Below are 15093 nucleotides of genomic sequence, written 5' to 3' on the forward strand. Positions count from 1 at the left end.
GATCACTCCTTGACGCAAAAAATTTGAATTTCCATGACTGTACCTGCTCCCAGGCTGCTTTTGGCGCGCAGACAAGCCCGGTCTCCGAAAAAATACAACAGCCGTTCCTTAATGTTAGCGATCGCATACCCTCCGCTTTGAACGGAGACAGAGTCATCGGCATGCTGAACTGATTCATTAAAATCTTTGATACGCTCAGGCGGAATGCCACAGCCGTTATCTTTGACCTGCAAAATGACCGTGCCCGACTCCATGACCCTGCAGGACACATGGATATGGAAGTCTTTATATTCGTTGGCCTTAAATGCATGCAGGACGCAATTTTCGACGAGCGGCTGCATGATGATTTTGGGCACCAGAACGTGTTGAGCGCGCGGGTCCGCTTCGATGTCATAAGTGAACTGCCTCTTGTACTGGTGATTCACCAGCTTCAAATAATGCTCCACATGCTCCATTTCACTGGCGATGGTCGTTTCCTCTTTGCCCTTGTTGAGGCTGAGTCGAAAAAAACGCGATAAAGACAATATGATCTCAGGAGCTGCAGGGTCCTCGAACTCAAGCGACTTCCAATACAGCTCATCCAGCGTATTGTATAGAAAATGCGGATTGATCTGCGCCTGAAGCGCTCGCATCTCCGCTTGGCGCTTGGCCTTCCCTTCCTCGAGAATTTGCCTCAGCAGGCCTTGAATACGCTCCAGCATCTCGTCAAACCGGTTACCGAGCTCGCCGATATCGTCCCGGTAAGCGGAAGAGAAGCGCACGTTGAGATCACCCAGCTTGACCTTATTCATCAGCATCATCAGCTTACGCAACCGATTGGTTACCCATTTGGCAATCCAATTGTTTACAAGGAACGAAACGATCAATAAAAAAACGGTCATCAAAATCGTGAAATACTTGATGAACTCGACCTTCCTGAGCAGAGTATCCTTCGGCTGGACGACGACAGCCCGCCACTGCGTAAACGGGATTTCCGAATGGTTGACTAGGACCGTTTCCTTGTTGATATCCATTTCAAAATGGGACGGCGCATCCTTCAAACGGGCGAGCGCTGAATTTTGAATAAATTCCGCCACAGCCGAAGATTCCTCGGACATCAGCAGAGGCTTGCCGAGCTCGTCCAAAATGAGTGAAAAGCCTTGCGGAACAAGGTGAATGCTCTTCAAATTATTGACGAATTTTTCCGTCGATAGCGTCATCACCAGGTAGCTATCTTGATCCAGGTAACTCATATCCGCCGCCGGCCTTGTGAGCAGGCTGATGACATCCCCTTGACCGCCGAATAACGGATCACTTTGGCTGTGCACCCACACGTTTTTCGGTGAGTTGACGATTGCGGCATAATAAGGCGTCTCGCTAAAGGGGATATTTTTCTTCTCAAAGGGCCCTTCGAAAAAATCTCCCCTCGGCGTATTCATATAGATCGCCTTAATCGAAGTCGAGTTGGTCCGCATTTGTGAAAACAACGAGAACATCGTATTGAAAACCTTCGTATAAGGTTCATTCGTTTTATTCAGGCTCCAGCTCATCGCCAGCTTCATCGCTTCGCTGGAATTGATCAGGTACATCCGGTCGCTGACATTCTTCATTTCATTGCCCATGTAGCCACTCAGTTGATTTACCGTTTGGTCGGCCGCGTTATAGGCGTAGTCCTGCAATATTCGGGAAGCTTCATTATAAGAGAATGCTCCCGTTAGCGGAACCGCCAAACAGACGACGATTGATGTAGTAAGGAATACTTTACGCTGCAAGCTGTAATTTTGAAATGTGGTTAAAATCCGCCGAATCAATCCCATTCGTGTCTCCCTTGGTTGAATTTTTCTTTGCCCCTTTCATTATAAGGTAAGTAATATACAGAATGAAGTCTGCAATAATGTAATGTTTTCACATGCCGTGCTCGCTGCTGTCGTTGTGCAGATTTTGACGAGCTTGTACCGGCACCGGCTGCAGATCGCTACGCTACGCCTGCCGGCTCCTTATCGGCTGCCGCAGAGTAGCGGAGATCGCCTCCGCCGCCGGCTATGCCGATCTGAAATTTTTCCATCGGCTGTTCAAGAAAAAAAGCGGGGGCACCCCCGGCAATTCCGGTCGCAATCGCAATCTGGCTAACCGAAAGTGTCATCGCAAGAAAACGGCCCCAGTCCCATGGAATACAGGACCGAAGCCGTCTAATGCTTTTACTTATTTATTTCTACCGTTTCCTTAACGCGGGCTGCCGTTCCACACAGCCTATCGCCGCGGGGATTACACGTTTATCAAAGCTGGTTCTTGACCATCATCTGATGAATTAACTCCCGATTGCGGCTGTTGAAAATATCATTATGCGAAGATACGGTTCCGCTCTGATGCGCTTCAGGCTGCAAATACAGCTTAGCCTGGTTTACCGCATTCGCCGCATCTTGAAATGCCCCTGCAATCAAGTGCAGCTTCTTATCGTATTTCAGAATATCACCCGCCGCATAAATGCCCGGCACGGAGGAGCCGCTGGGGTCCTGACCGTCAATATAATGCCCGTCGATCAGCTTAAGATCTACTTTGCTGTTCTCCAATAAGGAGCGGTCTCGTTCGTAACCATGATTGATAATCACTTCGTCAATCGCCAGTTCGTCTACCTCGCCCGTTAGATGATTGGTCAGCTCGACTTTTTCAATCTTCTCGTGATTGGGATGGGCCATCAGCTTCGTTATCGTAGTGTGGAAGAAACATTTCACAGAGCTGTTCAGCAGCTGCTTCACTTGGGCTTCATGTCCGGACAAAACGTCTTTTCGATACGTCAAATACACTTGACGGGCGATGGGCTCAAGCTCGTTCGCCCAATCCACCGCCGAATTTCCTCCGCCGGAGATGATCACCGTTTTATCCTTGAACCGCATAAGCGATTTGACGACATAATGGAGGTTCGACACCTCGAACTTCTCGGCGCCTTCCAGGTCAATTCTTTGAGGCTCCAGAATGCCTCCGCCGATCGCTACGATGACCGTTTTGGTATAATGCTCTTCTCCCGATGCGGCCCGCAGCTTGAATAAGCCGGAATCATCGCGCTCAATCGATTCCACTTTCTGATTCAATACGACGGTCGGATGAAACGTTAATCCTTGTTCCACCATCTGTTCGATTAATTTTTCGCCAAGGATGGGGGTAAGGCCGCCAACGTCCCAAATCATTTTTTCCGGATATACATGAACTTTGCCGCCCAGTACCGGCTGATACTCGATCAGCTTGGTTTTCATTTCCCGTAAACCGCTGTAAAACGCTGCAAACAAACCGGCCGGTCCTCCGCCGATGATCGTAACGTCGTATAATTCCTCGTGCTTCATGATCTGGATCTCTCCTTTGCTGCGCACCATGGTTTCGTATCCTTATTGAGATAATACATTGTTAACAATCGTCTTGACCCCGAGTTCGATTCCCAGCGGTCCTCCTGCTGCAATCGAGCTGTCCAAAGGATACATATGCTTGTTCTTGACGGCATGAAGCGAATTCCATACAGAATCGCTCTCCAAGTTTTTCAAATATCCCTTTAATTTCTGGGAAGATCCTCCCAGATCGGCGACAAACATGTAATCGGGATTCATGGTCGCCAGTCCTTCCAGAGAAATCTGTTCTCCTTTTTTGGACATATCGACATATTGGCTCGGAGGATTCAAGCCAAGCCCGCTGTCCTTATTGAACACGAATTGAGTGGTAAAGGCCCAATATTGCTTATCTCCCAGCATCGTTACGCCAAACGTTTTGTCGTTGTATGCTGTGAGCCGCTCTCTCGATTGCGCAACGAAAGCTTCAATCCGCGCGATTTCATCTTCTGCCTTCTGTTCTTTGCCGAAAATTTTTCCGTATTCCCGCAGCGCGCCCTGCCAGTTGTTTTCGTTGCTGTCGACGGTAATGACCGGGGCGATTTGATCCAGCTTGCCGCCGTAGCTCTCATACCGGTTTGAGACCGCGATAATCAAATCCGGGTCAACCGCCAGCAATTTCTCTATATTGGGGCTGGCTATCGAACCGAGATCCTCAATCGCATTGTTTTTGTACGGGGCCAAAGATTCCCACTCGCTGAGCACATTGATGTCCGTAGCGGCTACAGGGGATTCGCCAAGTAAAAACAGATGCTCGAAATTACGGAAAAACAAGAGGGCGACCTTCTCGGGTTTCTTCTCTAGCACGACCTCGCGGCCAAGCGCATCCACATAAGTTCTCGGCCATTTAGCCGCTTCCTGCCCGCTGGTTCCGGACTTGTCAGTCTCCGATGCAGGCGCTGCCGTATTCGGTGATCCGGCTGTGCCGGAATTGGACGTCCCGGCACAGCCGGCTAATATACTTACCAAAAATACAATGGAGACCAACAGTCCCATAAATCGTTTCATGCTAACTCCTCCGATGACAACTTTGTTTTGCCTTGTTAATGGCCAGTTTAGCAAAACCGATTTTAGATGTGAATGGAGCCATCCTGAAATCCATATGGATTATTCCTGAAATGACTCCTGAACTCACCGGGGGAGACGCCGAACTGCTTTTTAAACAAACGGCTGAAATATAAGGCGTCGGCATAACCGACGCTGTTGGCCACCTCGCCGATCGGCGCGTCGGTAGCCAGCAGGCCATCCTTGGCTTGGTTCAGACGATAGGCCATCAAGTAATTGCCCGGTCCCATACCCGCGTACTTCTTAAACACATAAAACAGCCTGTTTTCATTGATATCGTTTTGTTCCGCTAATGCTCGCACGGTCAGCGCGTCCATATAATGCTCATGGATATAATTCGAGATTTGCTCAAATAGCGCTTGTTCACCGTCGCTGCTTTGGTTGCGGACGCAAACGAATATCTCCTCCAGTACGCAGCGGAATATCGTCTCCGTCTGAAATGCCGTAACGCCTCCCGGCTGGCGGGACAATCGCCACAGAAGCTTAAGCAGCTCCGTCAGGCGGGGGCTTTGGCCCGGTGCAAGCTGGAAATGCGATTTGAGCAGAGAAAAGCCTGTCGGCTCGGGAGCGCAGATGCGATAGTGTACAAGCAGGTACTCCCAGCGGGTATTGCCGATCACCTTTCTATCCAATTTCATATTCGCTCCGCCATGAACCACAACTCCCGGCGCTAATATATAAGGCGTACCGCCAAACACAAATTCCGCCTTCCCTCTTAATGGAAATACAAAACCGGGAAAAGCTTCGGTATAGCCGTCGCCGCGCCTTCCCGGATCATGCCCGTACAGGCTGACTTGCTCTACCCGAAACGAGGTATGAGCAAAATGCTCGGCGAGCTTGTTAATGTCGATTTTCATTGTACACCGCTCCCACTTGCTCCTTAATGAGTAATCGCGTCGATAAATCACACACTTTAATCATACTCTTATCGATATTGATAATCAATATCAATTGATTCAAACAAAAAACCGGCCCCAACGTAAAGGACCGATTTTAAAGGATGTATGATTTTATAGCGGGTTAAAGAACTAAGATGTACTCGAAGCCCGTCAAGCTGTGCTTAGACTATCTTTTTAGCCGCCTCTATGAAGATATTCCGCTATCCGCCCTTGCCGAGTTTACCGGATACAAACCCGAATCGAGCAAGCCATTTGCGCAATACGCGCATGAGCTTCTTATACTTACGCTTTGATAGGCGCTGCCGTATTCATGTCGGCGCCTGCAGAGGCAGATGCTGGTTCAGACACTTCGGAAGAAGACTGCTCCTTCGCTTTCTTCTTTTCTCTCAACAAAAAGACAAGAGGAATGCAAATAAATGCCGGAATCGCCGAAATGTAGAACGTATCCGCAATGCCGCGAACCAGAGCTTCCTTCTGCATAATGCCGGCCAAATAGCCGATCGCCGTACTGCTGCTCGTCGCGGAATCGACGCCGCCCTGCGCCAGAACCCCGGATAAAGCCGAGATGAAGGAGGCCGCAGTATCCGAATAGCTGGGCACATTTTCCGTTATGCGATAATAATGAAGATATTGCCGCGAATTCATGAGGGTGGTCAAGATAGCGATCCCCATCGAGCTCATCACTTGGCGGGTTACGTTAGAGAGCGGCGACGCATCATTGATCAGTTCTTTGGGCACACTGCTCATCCCAACCGTCGAGATTGGCATCATGCATAGCCCGATACCGAAGCCGCGAATCGTCAGGATGACATTGATCCACAGATGCGACGTATCCGCCGTGAGCATGCCAAGCTCATACGTCGTTACGCCGAGGATAAGCAGCCCGACAACGCCCAGCGGGAGAACGCCGATTTTCTCCTGAAGCTTCCCGCTGATCGGCATCATCAGTGCCATGACTACCGACTGCGGAAGCAGTAAAATACCGGAATCCAGTGCTGTCATGGATTGCACGTTCTGCAAATAGATCGGCATCATGAACGTGCCGCCCATCATGGCCATCGTGATTAGCCCCGCAGTTAACGTACTTGCGCTAAACCGAAGGTTTTTGAACACCTTCAAATTAAGAAGCGGCGCCTCCGCGGTTAATTCCGCCCACAGCAGCAGCGCAAAGCTTACCGCCGAGATGAAAAACAGCGTGACGATATACAGCGAAGTCCAGCCTTCCGTCTGCCCTTTACTCAGGGCGAGCAGCAGCGATCCGAAAAAAATAACGGACATAACGGCCCCGAGTGTATCAAACTTCAGGTTGGTCTGTTTCACGCCGTCTTTTAAAAAGAAATAACTGGCTGCGGCTGCAACGATGCCAACCGGCACATTCAGAAAGAACAGCGTTCTCCAGCTGTAATACTGGATTAAGAAGCCGCCGAGCGTAGGACCTAGTGCCGGCGCCACCATCGCCGCTACCCCCCAAATCCCCATCGCCAGACCGATTTGCTGGCGCGGTACAATCGTATAGATAACAGCCATTCCGATAGGCATTATGAAGCCGCCCGTTAACCCTTGAAAAATGCGAAACGCAATCAGGCTTGAATCATTCCACGCGAGGCCGCACAATAAGGAGCCTACCGTAAAGCCGATTACGGAAAGAAGGAGCACCTGCTTGCTGCCGAATCGGGCGGACAAAAAGCCGCTTGCGGGAATAACGACCGCGGACGCCAGCATGAAGCCGGTGACAACCCATTGAATCGTTGTTGTCGGCACTCCGAATACGGTAGACAGCTTGGGAAGCGCAACGTTCACCAAGCTGCTGCTTAATACCGATACGAAGGTAGCCAAAATGATAGCAATCAGAGGCAGCCAAAAATTGGACTCCTCCTTATGTTCGAGCGGAGGAACCGCTGCTGTAGATTGAGACTGGTCAGCCATGTGAAACGCCCCCTATTCTATCGTCACCTTACTGCCGTCCAATAACTGCTCCGATGGATTAAGGACGATTTGTACACTGCCTTTCAAATTCGGATTGTCCATCACATAGACCCAGTCCGCGCTTTTGTCCGTTGTCGCGACTTCAATCAGTTTCGCCGTACCGTCCTGGATTGTGAAAACAAAGGTTTTATTATCTTTTTGAATCAGTGCGCTTTTCGGTACTTCCAGCCCGTTCTGGGCATAATCTTTCAGGTATACCTCTGCAAGCATCCCCGCCAGCAGTAAGCCGTCCGGATTGCCGATCGTCACTTTGACCGGGAACGTCGTGCTGTTCTCGTTGGAAACCGGACTTACGAAAGAAATTTTTCCCGCGAACGTTTTGTCCGGCAAATGGAGAACTCTCACTTCAACATCAGAGCCAGCCTTCATCTTGCCGATTTGCGCCTCCGGCACGCTAAGCTCTACTTGAACCGGGTCCATCTTCACGATGGTTAACAGCATCGTTCCAGCCTGCGCCATCTCGCCCGGCTGGATGTTCCGTTGTGACACGATGCCGTCGATCGGTGAGATGACGGATGCATCGGCAAGAACATGGTTAGACAACTCCAAACTCGCTGCAAGCCGTTCCACATCGGCCTGCAGCGCTTCGATCGTATTGGCGGTGGCTCCGCTCTTGGCCAGATCCAGCTTGGACCGTGCCGCAGCTACCTGGGCTTCCGCCGCCTTCTGCTGGGCCGAACTCTGATCGTAGGCCGCCTTGGCTTTCTCATATTCGTATGTGCCTTTATCCATATCCTCTTTGGTTACGGTAGACGTACTATCATACTTATTTCTCAGACGGTTGTATGTCTTCTGCGCCAGGTCCACGCCGGATTTGGCCTGCTCTACGGCAGCGTTCACCTGGTTTAAGGAGGCTTCGGCGCTTTGAACCGCGCTCTCGAGGCCTGCAATCTCCTGACTGCGGGCGCCGGCCTGAGTGTCAGCGAGCTTCGCCTTGGAAGCGACCAGCCCCGCTTCGGCCTGCTTCGCCTGCGAGATCAGATCGTCGGTTTCCAATTGGATCAGCAGATCCCCCTTCTTCACGACAGCCCCTTCGTCCACTTTTACCTCAGCGACTTTGCCGCTCGTTTTAGCTACGATCTTATTCTCCTGATCCGGAATAATTTTACCGCTCAGACCGTAATCGACGCTTTGTCCCAGCTTGACTGCTTGAACCGAAATAACTTGCGCTGCGCCTGCCGTGTTGTCGGCTACTCCGCATCCGGGCAAAGCAAAAACAACGGCTAATGAAAGGATCGCCCGGAGCCATGCCGTCTGTTTTTTTCTCATGGTTATGTCCCCTCCCCTTAGCCTTTCAAACGAATTTTGATCGTAGTATTCATGCCCGGAATGATCGCGAGTCCTGCTTGGTCATCGATGGAAATTTTGATCGGTATGCGCTGCGTTACCTTGGTGAAATTGCCGCTTGAACCGGAAGCCGGAGCTAACGAAACGGCTGAGGCCGTCGCTTCGCCGATCTCCATTAATTTGCCGTGCAGCGTGTTCCCCGGGAAGGTGTCGACCGTAAAATCGACCGTTTGGCCAAGCTTGAGGCGATTGAGATCTCCTTCTTCAATGTTAGCGGAAACGTATAGCTTCGTTTTGTCGACAATCATGGCCACTGTCGTGCCGGGTGAAACCACCTCACCCGTTTTGGCCATCGTCTTGATCACCGTTCCGTCAATAGGCGAACGAAGCGCGGCCTGATCCAACCCCCGGCAGCAACAATCACCGCAACCGCTAGGATAGTATACAAAGCTTGCTTCCTCTTCATGATTTCTCCTCATCCTTCTTCTCTAATAAGTTCCGAATGATTCCGGTGTTTCACAATTATTTCGCATACGAAATATAAATGCGCAAACGCACTCTGAAGAAACGTCAGGTTCACCTCGCTGTTCAAACCAAGTTGATTGCAAATTTAATTTACATACTGTTGTATAATGAACATCACTTAAAATAGATTACAGGAGGAAGAACCGAATTGACAAGCAACACATAACGGCATTATGTAAAATAATAGACACACTCTTTTGATTCGTAGCCTACTTTCAAAAAATACTACATTTTTTTGTAAAATTGTATTTTTACACAAATATCATACGGGGAATTAACGTCATCCCAGCAATAAAGAGCGAGGTTCCGGGTAGATCCCGACGAACGTTCGCTCTTTTTTTTAAGGGATTATTCAAGAATCGCGGTCTCCCGGGCACGAATATTGCGCCTAAGCGCATTGGCGACCTCCCGGGAAATTTGATTGCGCTCGTACAGCAATTGGACTTCGTTGCGTTCCGCCTGAATGGCGATCCACTGCAAATCTCGTTTCGTTTGCTCATTTCCGCGAGAAGCCTGATAGGGTGCCGATAATTGCTCCCGGATAAATCGGTAATGGTGGATCACATCCGCCGCTTCGCTCTCGGGAGAGGCGGAACCGATGCTTTCAAAGGTTTCAATGACGGCGTCGCACGTTCGAAGTTTGATGTTTCGCAGTTCCTCCCAATCAGATGCCGATATAAGGAATTTTTTTTCCGGATATATAGCCGACGATGCTCTTAATCAGCCGCCGCAGAACGATGAGCCAAGGCTGAACCCGCCCAGATTCGATCTGTTCGATTTCGCTCAGGTTCCATAAGGACAAACTAGCATGCCGTTCACTTATAACACCGCTATCGAGCAGCTGGCGTATGACATCGCGCTCGATTTCTATAGCTTTGATTCTCAACCCTGTCTTACGGCACTTGCGCTTATCGAATTGTGCATGCCGAATCCAACGATGATATTGAGTGATGACCAGCGCGGCCTCCCCTTCATTTTCTTCCGTTGTCGCATGACGGACCGCTAGTATGGCGGAACGCATCATTCTAAGCTGGCCTTCATGCTCCTGCTTGGCCATATCCTCCTCGCCGTCCTCCGTTTTATTTCTGGCCAACAGCGGCAGAAAGATGCTTGCCGACAGCAGAGACAGCACGATGACGCAGGCAGCCAGAAATATGGTCAGGCTTCGTTCGGGGAAAGGATCGCCGCTCGCGATGGTTAACGGAATCGTCATAGCGCCAGCAAGCGTCACTGCTCCGCGAACGCCCGACAGCGAGGTCATCGTTAATAATTTGAGAGAAACTTTCGTTTGATTCGGATTTTTCATGCGTGAATAAGCGAAGACCCATACGAAACGAAGCAATATGAGCAGAATATAGATCGCCACAGCGTATCCGATGACTACGAAATTATTAAAGTCCGCGCTTTCGAAAACAACGCTAAATACGTCGGGGAGCTGTACGCCGAGCACGATAAACACGAGACCGTTCAACAAATAAGCGATAATCGACCAAGTATGATCGGCCGACTCATCAGGACGGGATTTGATTTTGTGGGAATGATCCCGTTCGATCGCATGCACGACACCGCCGGCAACGGCCGCAAGAATACCGGATAAGCCGAGCTCTTCGGCTATTAAAAAGAGTGTGAACGGAGTCAGAATATGAATCAGCGTATGCAAGGTCTCGTTCTCGAGACCCGAACGGCGGAGCAGCGAACGTATTCCGGTTATAACGACAGCTGTGACGGCCCCGGCGAGAAGACCGCCGATGAAAATGACCAAGAAGCTCATTGTGGCGTTCGCTAATGAAAAAATGCCCGTGACGGCAGCAGCAATGGCGAATTTGAATGCGACAAGGCCCGAGGCATCGTTCATCAAGCCTTCGCCTTCCAACAAATGCAGTAAGCTTTTGGGCAAACGGATTCGTCCGGCCAACGCACCGACAGCCACTGCATCCGTCGGAGATAAAATCGCAGCAAGCCCGAACGCTACCGGAAGCGGCATTGATGGAATCATCCAATGAATGCAATAGCCAACGACAAATACGGTGGCAAATACGAGACCGACCGCAAGTAAAAAAATTGGCGTGCGAAGGCGCCACAACTCGCCTCTGGGTGTATGCTTTCCGTCGTTATATAGAAGGGGCGCGATAAATAACACGAAGAAAAGTTCAGGCTCCAAATAAAAGTTGAAATGCGGAGAAACCAACGTTATTGCGCTTCCCAGGGCAATTTGAATCAGCGGAACCGGAATGGACGGAAACAGATGATTTATCACATTCGATATCCCGATCAAGGCAAGGAAAATGAGTATTGTAACAAATAATTCCAATTGCAGAATCTCCTCCACGTTGCTTAGATGATTTGACGGACGGCGCACTTAATGGAATGGTTGTTCGCGCGCCTTCTTCATTGTTTCCATCCATCGCGGCATTCAAACCGGTCTGGCTTAAAGCGGCCATTCTCTTCAAAGAGCAATCCTTCGGATTATACCGACTGATCGTGACTTAATCCACACATTGTTGTATAATTAACAGCATATAAATTTGATTATAGGGAAGACAGCCACATTTACAAGCGACACATCACGAAAAAATGTAAATTAGAATACAGAATAAGTCGTTTCTGTAGTTTATCTTTCAGAAATACTACGGTCGGGAAATCATTTGAAGTTTTTAATCCTATGAAGAAAGGACAGAACGGATGGAGAAGACGCCTCCTCGTACAGACCCTCGTGTACTTCGTACACGCCAACTGCTTAGAGATGCCTTTATTGAATTACTCCATGAAATGGATATCGAGAAAATATCGGTCAATCGCCTCACCGAACGAGCTACTATCAACCGCGTTACCTTTTATCTGCATTATAGGGATATTCCCGATATGCTTGAAAAGATGGCGGATGAAATGATTTCGGAAATTAGAGGGGTTTTGCAAAAAACACCGGCAAGCTCTAATTCTCCGGAAGAAGAGCTGTCGGTGCTGGTTCATCTGCTTGAGCATATTGCAGAGCATGCCCAATTTTATAAAGCCGTTCTTGCATTGAAACGCATTCCGATCTTTACAGACCGTCTGTTAAAGCTGCTGGCGGAGTTAGTTAGCGCAAGAATAGTAGAACTCATAAAAGAAGGCTCCCGTTCGACGGATGGTATTCAACAAGATATTGCCATCTGGTACGGATCTTCCGCCTTAATTGGCACGATCGTTTCATGGCTGCGCAATGACATGCCGTATACACCGCTCTATCTTGCCAAACAGTTTTATTTATTGCGGACGTTACCGAGATAAGAGGCAGGAAGACAAAGCCGGCGTCTGGGCAGAGCAAAACTCGCCCATGCGGAATGCTCAGCTTTCATGATGCGGTCTTTTCCATATTCTGCACTATCGTTTGCTCCAATGGATTAAGGCAATATCATGAATCATGCCGTTTTTTCGCTGCGTCGGAAAGGTCGCATAGGTATGCGCAATATTCAACTCATGCAAAATCTCGGATAACACTTCCGCTCGTTCCCGTTCCGTAACATGCTCATCCTTTTTCACTCGAAGCGGTCCTGCAAATGGCCTGCCGACAGACTGTATTAAAAATACATGACGTCTTGCGGTTTCGTTTATTTTCAGCAAGCTTGCTTTCATATCGCGAATACGGTAAAAAGCGTTGGCCCCAAATACGATATCCGTCTTAAGCTCAGGAGCATCCTCCCATTTCGTAATGATCGCTTTAGGAATAGGCCCGTCTTCGCTCGGCCAGCTGCCGCATAGCTCTGTATACATCGCCTGCGATGGTTCAATAAGTGTAATCTCATCGACATAAGGGGCAAGCAATTGGGTAAAGCCTCCCGTTCCAGGACCGATCTCAAGCAGATGATCCGAAGGCGAGATCAAGCTGTAGACGGTATTCATTAGAGCCTGGGCGTAAGGGGCTAACGGATTTCGGCTATCATATGCCGATGCATAAGTAGACCAGTACTTTTCTTCCTCTGCATCAACGGCTACGCGAGAGTCTTCCTCTGCCGCTTGCTCCCAGGCTTGAATCCAATACTCGGAAGGCATCAACGAGAATATTTTACCTTGGTTTGGCATGGGCTGTTCTCTCCTTTATGTTCATGGGTTCACACTGAGTCGCTGCACGATGAGCAGCAGCCATATACATCAAATTTATACTGCAGCGGTCTAAAATGATCCGGAAGTTGTTCCGTCAGCTTCGACGGATCGAAATGCATGGAGATGATTTTCTCGCAATGCACGCATATCAGATGATAATGTTCTTACTGGGCATGGATGCAGCTCATCTTGAACTTGACGCAGTCGTCGTAAACGAATTGTTCAATCAACCCCAGCTCCCTAAATAATCGGATATTTCTATAGACGGTATCGTAACTGATACCCGGATAGATTTTGGACAAATCGTTGTGGACATCCATTGCCGAGACAAAACCGGGTGCTTCCAGAAAAACGAGCAATGTCTGTTTACGCTGCTTGGTAATACGAGCCCCATACGCCGACAATCGTTGTATCATCGCATGTAGTCTGTCCAGGTCGGCAGCTTGCAAAGATCTCCGCGCTTTCCCCTTAGCAGGTTTCGGCATAAATACACCTCCTTGCCGTTCACAAGGCAAGTATCAAATCAAATACATCTTATAGTAATCATTACGATTTGTAAATAGTAATGATTACTTTTAGTCGTTATTTGACAGCTTGGCTCGCAATAGCTATACTTTATATTAGTAATAATTACAATTAAGGGGTGAGATTAATGACTGACACCGATATTCGCGTACCCGTCACCGTATTGACCGGATTCCTCGGCGCAGGTAAAACCACTCTGCTCAATCATGTGCTTACCGCTGAACATGGCCAAAAAATCGCCGTCATCGTCAATGAATTTGGCGAGGTCGGCATCGACAACCAGCTTGTCGTCGGAGCAGACGAAGAGATTTTTGAAATGAACAACGGTTGCATTTGCTGCACGGTACGCGGGGATTTGATTCGCATTTTGGGTGAGCTTATGGTTGCCAAACGCGGCAGCGGCGATCGCAAAGCGGAATTCGACCGCGTTCTGATCGAAACAACGGGACTTGCCGATCCCGCACCCGTCGCCCAGACCTTTTTTGTCGATGAAGAAATGGCCGATTTTTACCGTCTGGATGCCATCGTCACGGTCGTTGACGCTCGCCATGCCGGCCAGCATCTGGATGAAGGCCACGAAGCTCAGGAGCAAGTCGCTTTCGCCGACGTTATGCTGCTCAACAAGGTGGATCTCGTTTCGGAAGAGGAACTGAAGAGGCTGGAAAGCCGTCTTAGAGTTATGAATCCGACAGCCAAAATATACCAGACCGAGCGCTCGAACATTGACATCGATAAAGTGCTCGGCATCGGCGCCTTTGATTTACATAAAAAGCTTGAACTTGAGCCGGGCTTCCTCGAAGAAGAAGACCATGAACATGACGATGATGTAACGTCTATCGTATTGAAGGAAGAGCAACCGCTTGATCTTGGTAAGCTGGAAAAGTTTTTGAGCGTATGGCTCTCGGAGCATGGCGTCGATACGTTCCGGTATAAAGGAGTGTTAAACATTAAAGGAGTAAAACAGCGGGTCGTTTTCCAAGGCATACATATGCTGTTCGACTCCACCGTGGATCGGGAATGGAAGCAGGGAGAAGCAAAGCGCAGCGAATTCGTAGTCATCGGGCGCAGCCTGGATGAAGCCTGGTTTAAAGAGCAGTTTGCCGCCTGCGCCGCCCAATGAAAGCCTGTGTAAACTGAACAAATCCCCCAAAAGTGACGTGATGCTCCGAAGCTTATTCCGTCCGCATCCAGCCTAAGCTGGATCGGCGTCTAACCATTCCTCTGGGATCGTTCTATGGGTAGACTTTCCTTTCGGGGGAGCCCACGGATATCCACAGGATATGGCTGCGCTTCATTTCCTAAACAATTAAAAATCGGCTTCTCGCCAAGTTCAAATCCGAGCCTGCGAGAAACCGATTTTTTTTCGTTGCTGC

14 protein-coding genes and 1 pseudogene are annotated in these 15093 nt (G+C 49.3%); 2 read left to right on the forward strand and 13 right to left on the reverse strand.

Annotated features, from left to right (window positions below):
- Window positions 1-2: 2 nt before the first annotated feature.
- From N0M98_RS07820 to N0M98_RS07870, 11 genes and pseudogenes are all read right to left on the reverse strand, one after another.
- Window positions 3-1796 carry a cache domain-containing sensor histidine kinase gene (locus tag N0M98_RS07820; RefSeq protein ID WP_249864814.1) on the reverse strand — a complete coding sequence of 598 codons (1794 nt, stop codon included), beginning with the start codon at window positions 1794-1796 and terminating at the stop codon, window positions 3-5.
- Window positions 1797-1954: 158 nt separating this feature from the next.
- Window positions 1955-2122, reverse strand: a complete 168-nt coding sequence (locus N0M98_RS07825) for a hypothetical protein (protein ID WP_259617478.1) — start codon at window positions 2120-2122, stop codon at window positions 1955-1957.
- 133 nt (window positions 2123-2255) lie between these two features.
- Window positions 2256-3317, reverse strand: coding sequence for an NAD(P)/FAD-dependent oxidoreductase (locus N0M98_RS07830; protein WP_259617479.1), 1062 nt, complete (start codon window positions 3315-3317; stop codon window positions 2256-2258).
- A 42-nt stretch (window positions 3318-3359) separates the two neighbouring features.
- Complete coding sequence (locus N0M98_RS07835; protein WP_259617480.1) at window positions 3360-4361, reverse strand: ABC transporter substrate-binding protein; 1002 nt, start codon at window positions 4359-4361, stop codon at window positions 3360-3362.
- A gap of 62 nt (window positions 4362-4423) precedes the next feature.
- Window positions 4424-5275 (reverse strand): helix-turn-helix transcriptional regulator, encoded by an 852-nt coding sequence (locus N0M98_RS07840; RefSeq protein WP_249864817.1) that lies wholly within the window; start codon window positions 5273-5275, stop codon window positions 4424-4426.
- Between the two features lie 324 nt (window positions 5276-5599).
- Window positions 5600-7243, reverse strand: a complete 1644-nt coding sequence (locus N0M98_RS07845; RefSeq protein WP_249864818.1) for a DHA2 family efflux MFS transporter permease subunit — start codon at window positions 7241-7243, stop codon at window positions 5600-5602.
- Between the two features lie 12 nt (window positions 7244-7255).
- Window positions 7256-8572 (reverse strand): efflux RND transporter periplasmic adaptor subunit, encoded by a 1317-nt coding sequence (locus N0M98_RS07850; RefSeq protein WP_249864819.1) that lies wholly within the window; start codon window positions 8570-8572, stop codon window positions 7256-7258.
- A gap of 17 nt (window positions 8573-8589) precedes the next feature.
- Window positions 8590-8994, reverse strand: a pseudogene (locus tag N0M98_RS07855) (HlyD family secretion protein); the annotation flags it as partial.
- Between the two features lie 469 nt (window positions 8995-9463).
- Window positions 9464-9679 carry a hypothetical protein gene (locus N0M98_RS07860; protein ID WP_259617481.1) on the reverse strand — a complete coding sequence of 72 codons (216 nt, stop codon included), beginning with the start codon at window positions 9677-9679 and terminating at the stop codon, window positions 9464-9466.
- Window positions 9680-9779: 100 nt separating this feature from the next.
- Window positions 9780-11372, reverse strand: coding sequence for a Na+/H+ antiporter (locus N0M98_RS07865; protein WP_259617555.1), 1593 nt, complete (start codon window positions 11370-11372; stop codon window positions 9780-9782).
- On the reverse strand, window positions 11266-11565 hold the full coding sequence (locus tag N0M98_RS07870) for a hypothetical protein (RefSeq protein ID WP_259617561.1): 300 nt from the start codon (window positions 11563-11565) through the stop codon (window positions 11266-11268). Before N0M98_RS07870 ends, N0M98_RS07865 begins: the two co-directional genes overlap by 107 nt.
- Before the next feature lie 232 nt (window positions 11566-11797).
- On the opposite strand from N0M98_RS07870, the gene N0M98_RS07875 reads away from it, so the two are divergent.
- Window positions 11798-12382: a TetR/AcrR family transcriptional regulator gene (locus N0M98_RS07875; protein WP_259617482.1), complete on the forward strand. Its 585-nt coding sequence runs from the start codon at window positions 11798-11800 to the stop codon at window positions 12380-12382.
- A gap of 93 nt (window positions 12383-12475) precedes the next feature.
- Here the strand turns inward: N0M98_RS07875 and N0M98_RS07880 are convergent, their stop codons facing one another.
- Window positions 12476-13174 carry a methyltransferase domain-containing protein gene (locus N0M98_RS07880; protein WP_259617483.1) on the reverse strand — a complete coding sequence of 233 codons (699 nt, stop codon included), beginning with the start codon at window positions 13172-13174 and terminating at the stop codon, window positions 12476-12478.
- 185 nt (window positions 13175-13359) lie between these two features.
- Window positions 13360-13680, reverse strand: a complete 321-nt coding sequence (locus N0M98_RS07885) for a Fur family transcriptional regulator (RefSeq protein WP_259617484.1) — start codon at window positions 13678-13680, stop codon at window positions 13360-13362.
- Between the two features lie 167 nt (window positions 13681-13847).
- Here N0M98_RS07885 and N0M98_RS07890 point away from each other — a divergent pair, with 167 nt between their 5' ends.
- On the forward strand, window positions 13848-14840 hold the full coding sequence (locus N0M98_RS07890; protein WP_259617485.1) for a CobW family GTP-binding protein: 993 nt from the start codon (window positions 13848-13850) through the stop codon (window positions 14838-14840).
- The last annotated feature ends 253 nt before the right edge of the window (window positions 14841-15093 follow it).

Source organism: Paenibacillus doosanensis (assembly GCF_025060755.1).
GTDB lineage: Bacteria > Bacillota > Bacilli > Paenibacillales > NBRC-103111 > Paenibacillus_S > Paenibacillus_S doosanensis.

What these genes read in the sequence shown, in the direction of transcription:
- N0M98_RS07820 (WP_249864814.1), bottom strand. Translation starts at nt 1,796, where the DNA reads ATGGGATTGATTCGGCGGATTTTAACCACATTTCAAAATTACAGCTTG.
- N0M98_RS07825 (WP_259617478.1), bottom strand. Translation starts at nt 2,122, where the DNA reads ATGACACTTTCGGTTAGCCAGATTGCGATTGCGACCGGAATTGCCGGG.
- N0M98_RS07830 (WP_259617479.1), bottom strand. Translation starts at nt 3,317, where the DNA reads ATGAAGCACGAGGAATTATACGACGTTACGATCATCGGCGGAGGACCG.
- N0M98_RS07835 (WP_259617480.1), bottom strand. Translation starts at nt 4,361, where the DNA reads ATGAAACGATTTATGGGACTGTTGGTCTCCATTGTATTTTTGGTAAGT.
- N0M98_RS07840 (WP_249864817.1), bottom strand. Translation starts at nt 5,275, where the DNA reads ATGAAAATCGACATTAACAAGCTCGCCGAGCATTTTGCTCATACCTCG.
- N0M98_RS07845 (WP_249864818.1), bottom strand. Translation starts at nt 7,243, where the DNA reads ATGGCTGACCAGTCTCAATCTACAGCAGCGGTTCCTCCGCTCGAACAT.
- N0M98_RS07850 (WP_249864819.1), bottom strand. Translation starts at nt 8,572, where the DNA reads ATGAGAAAAAAACAGACGGCATGGCTCCGGGCGATCCTTTCATTAGCC.
- N0M98_RS07875 (WP_259617482.1), top strand. Translation starts at nt 11,798, where the DNA reads ATGGAGAAGACGCCTCCTCGTACAGACCCTCGTGTACTTCGTACACGC.
- N0M98_RS07880 (WP_259617483.1), bottom strand. Translation starts at nt 13,174, where the DNA reads ATGCCAAACCAAGGTAAAATATTCTCGTTGATGCCTTCCGAGTATTGG.
- N0M98_RS07885 (WP_259617484.1), bottom strand. Translation starts at nt 13,680, where the DNA reads ATGCCGAAACCTGCTAAGGGGAAAGCGCGGAGATCTTTGCAAGCTGCC.
- N0M98_RS07890 (WP_259617485.1), top strand. Translation starts at nt 13,848, where the DNA reads ATGACTGACACCGATATTCGCGTACCCGTCACCGTATTGACCGGATTC.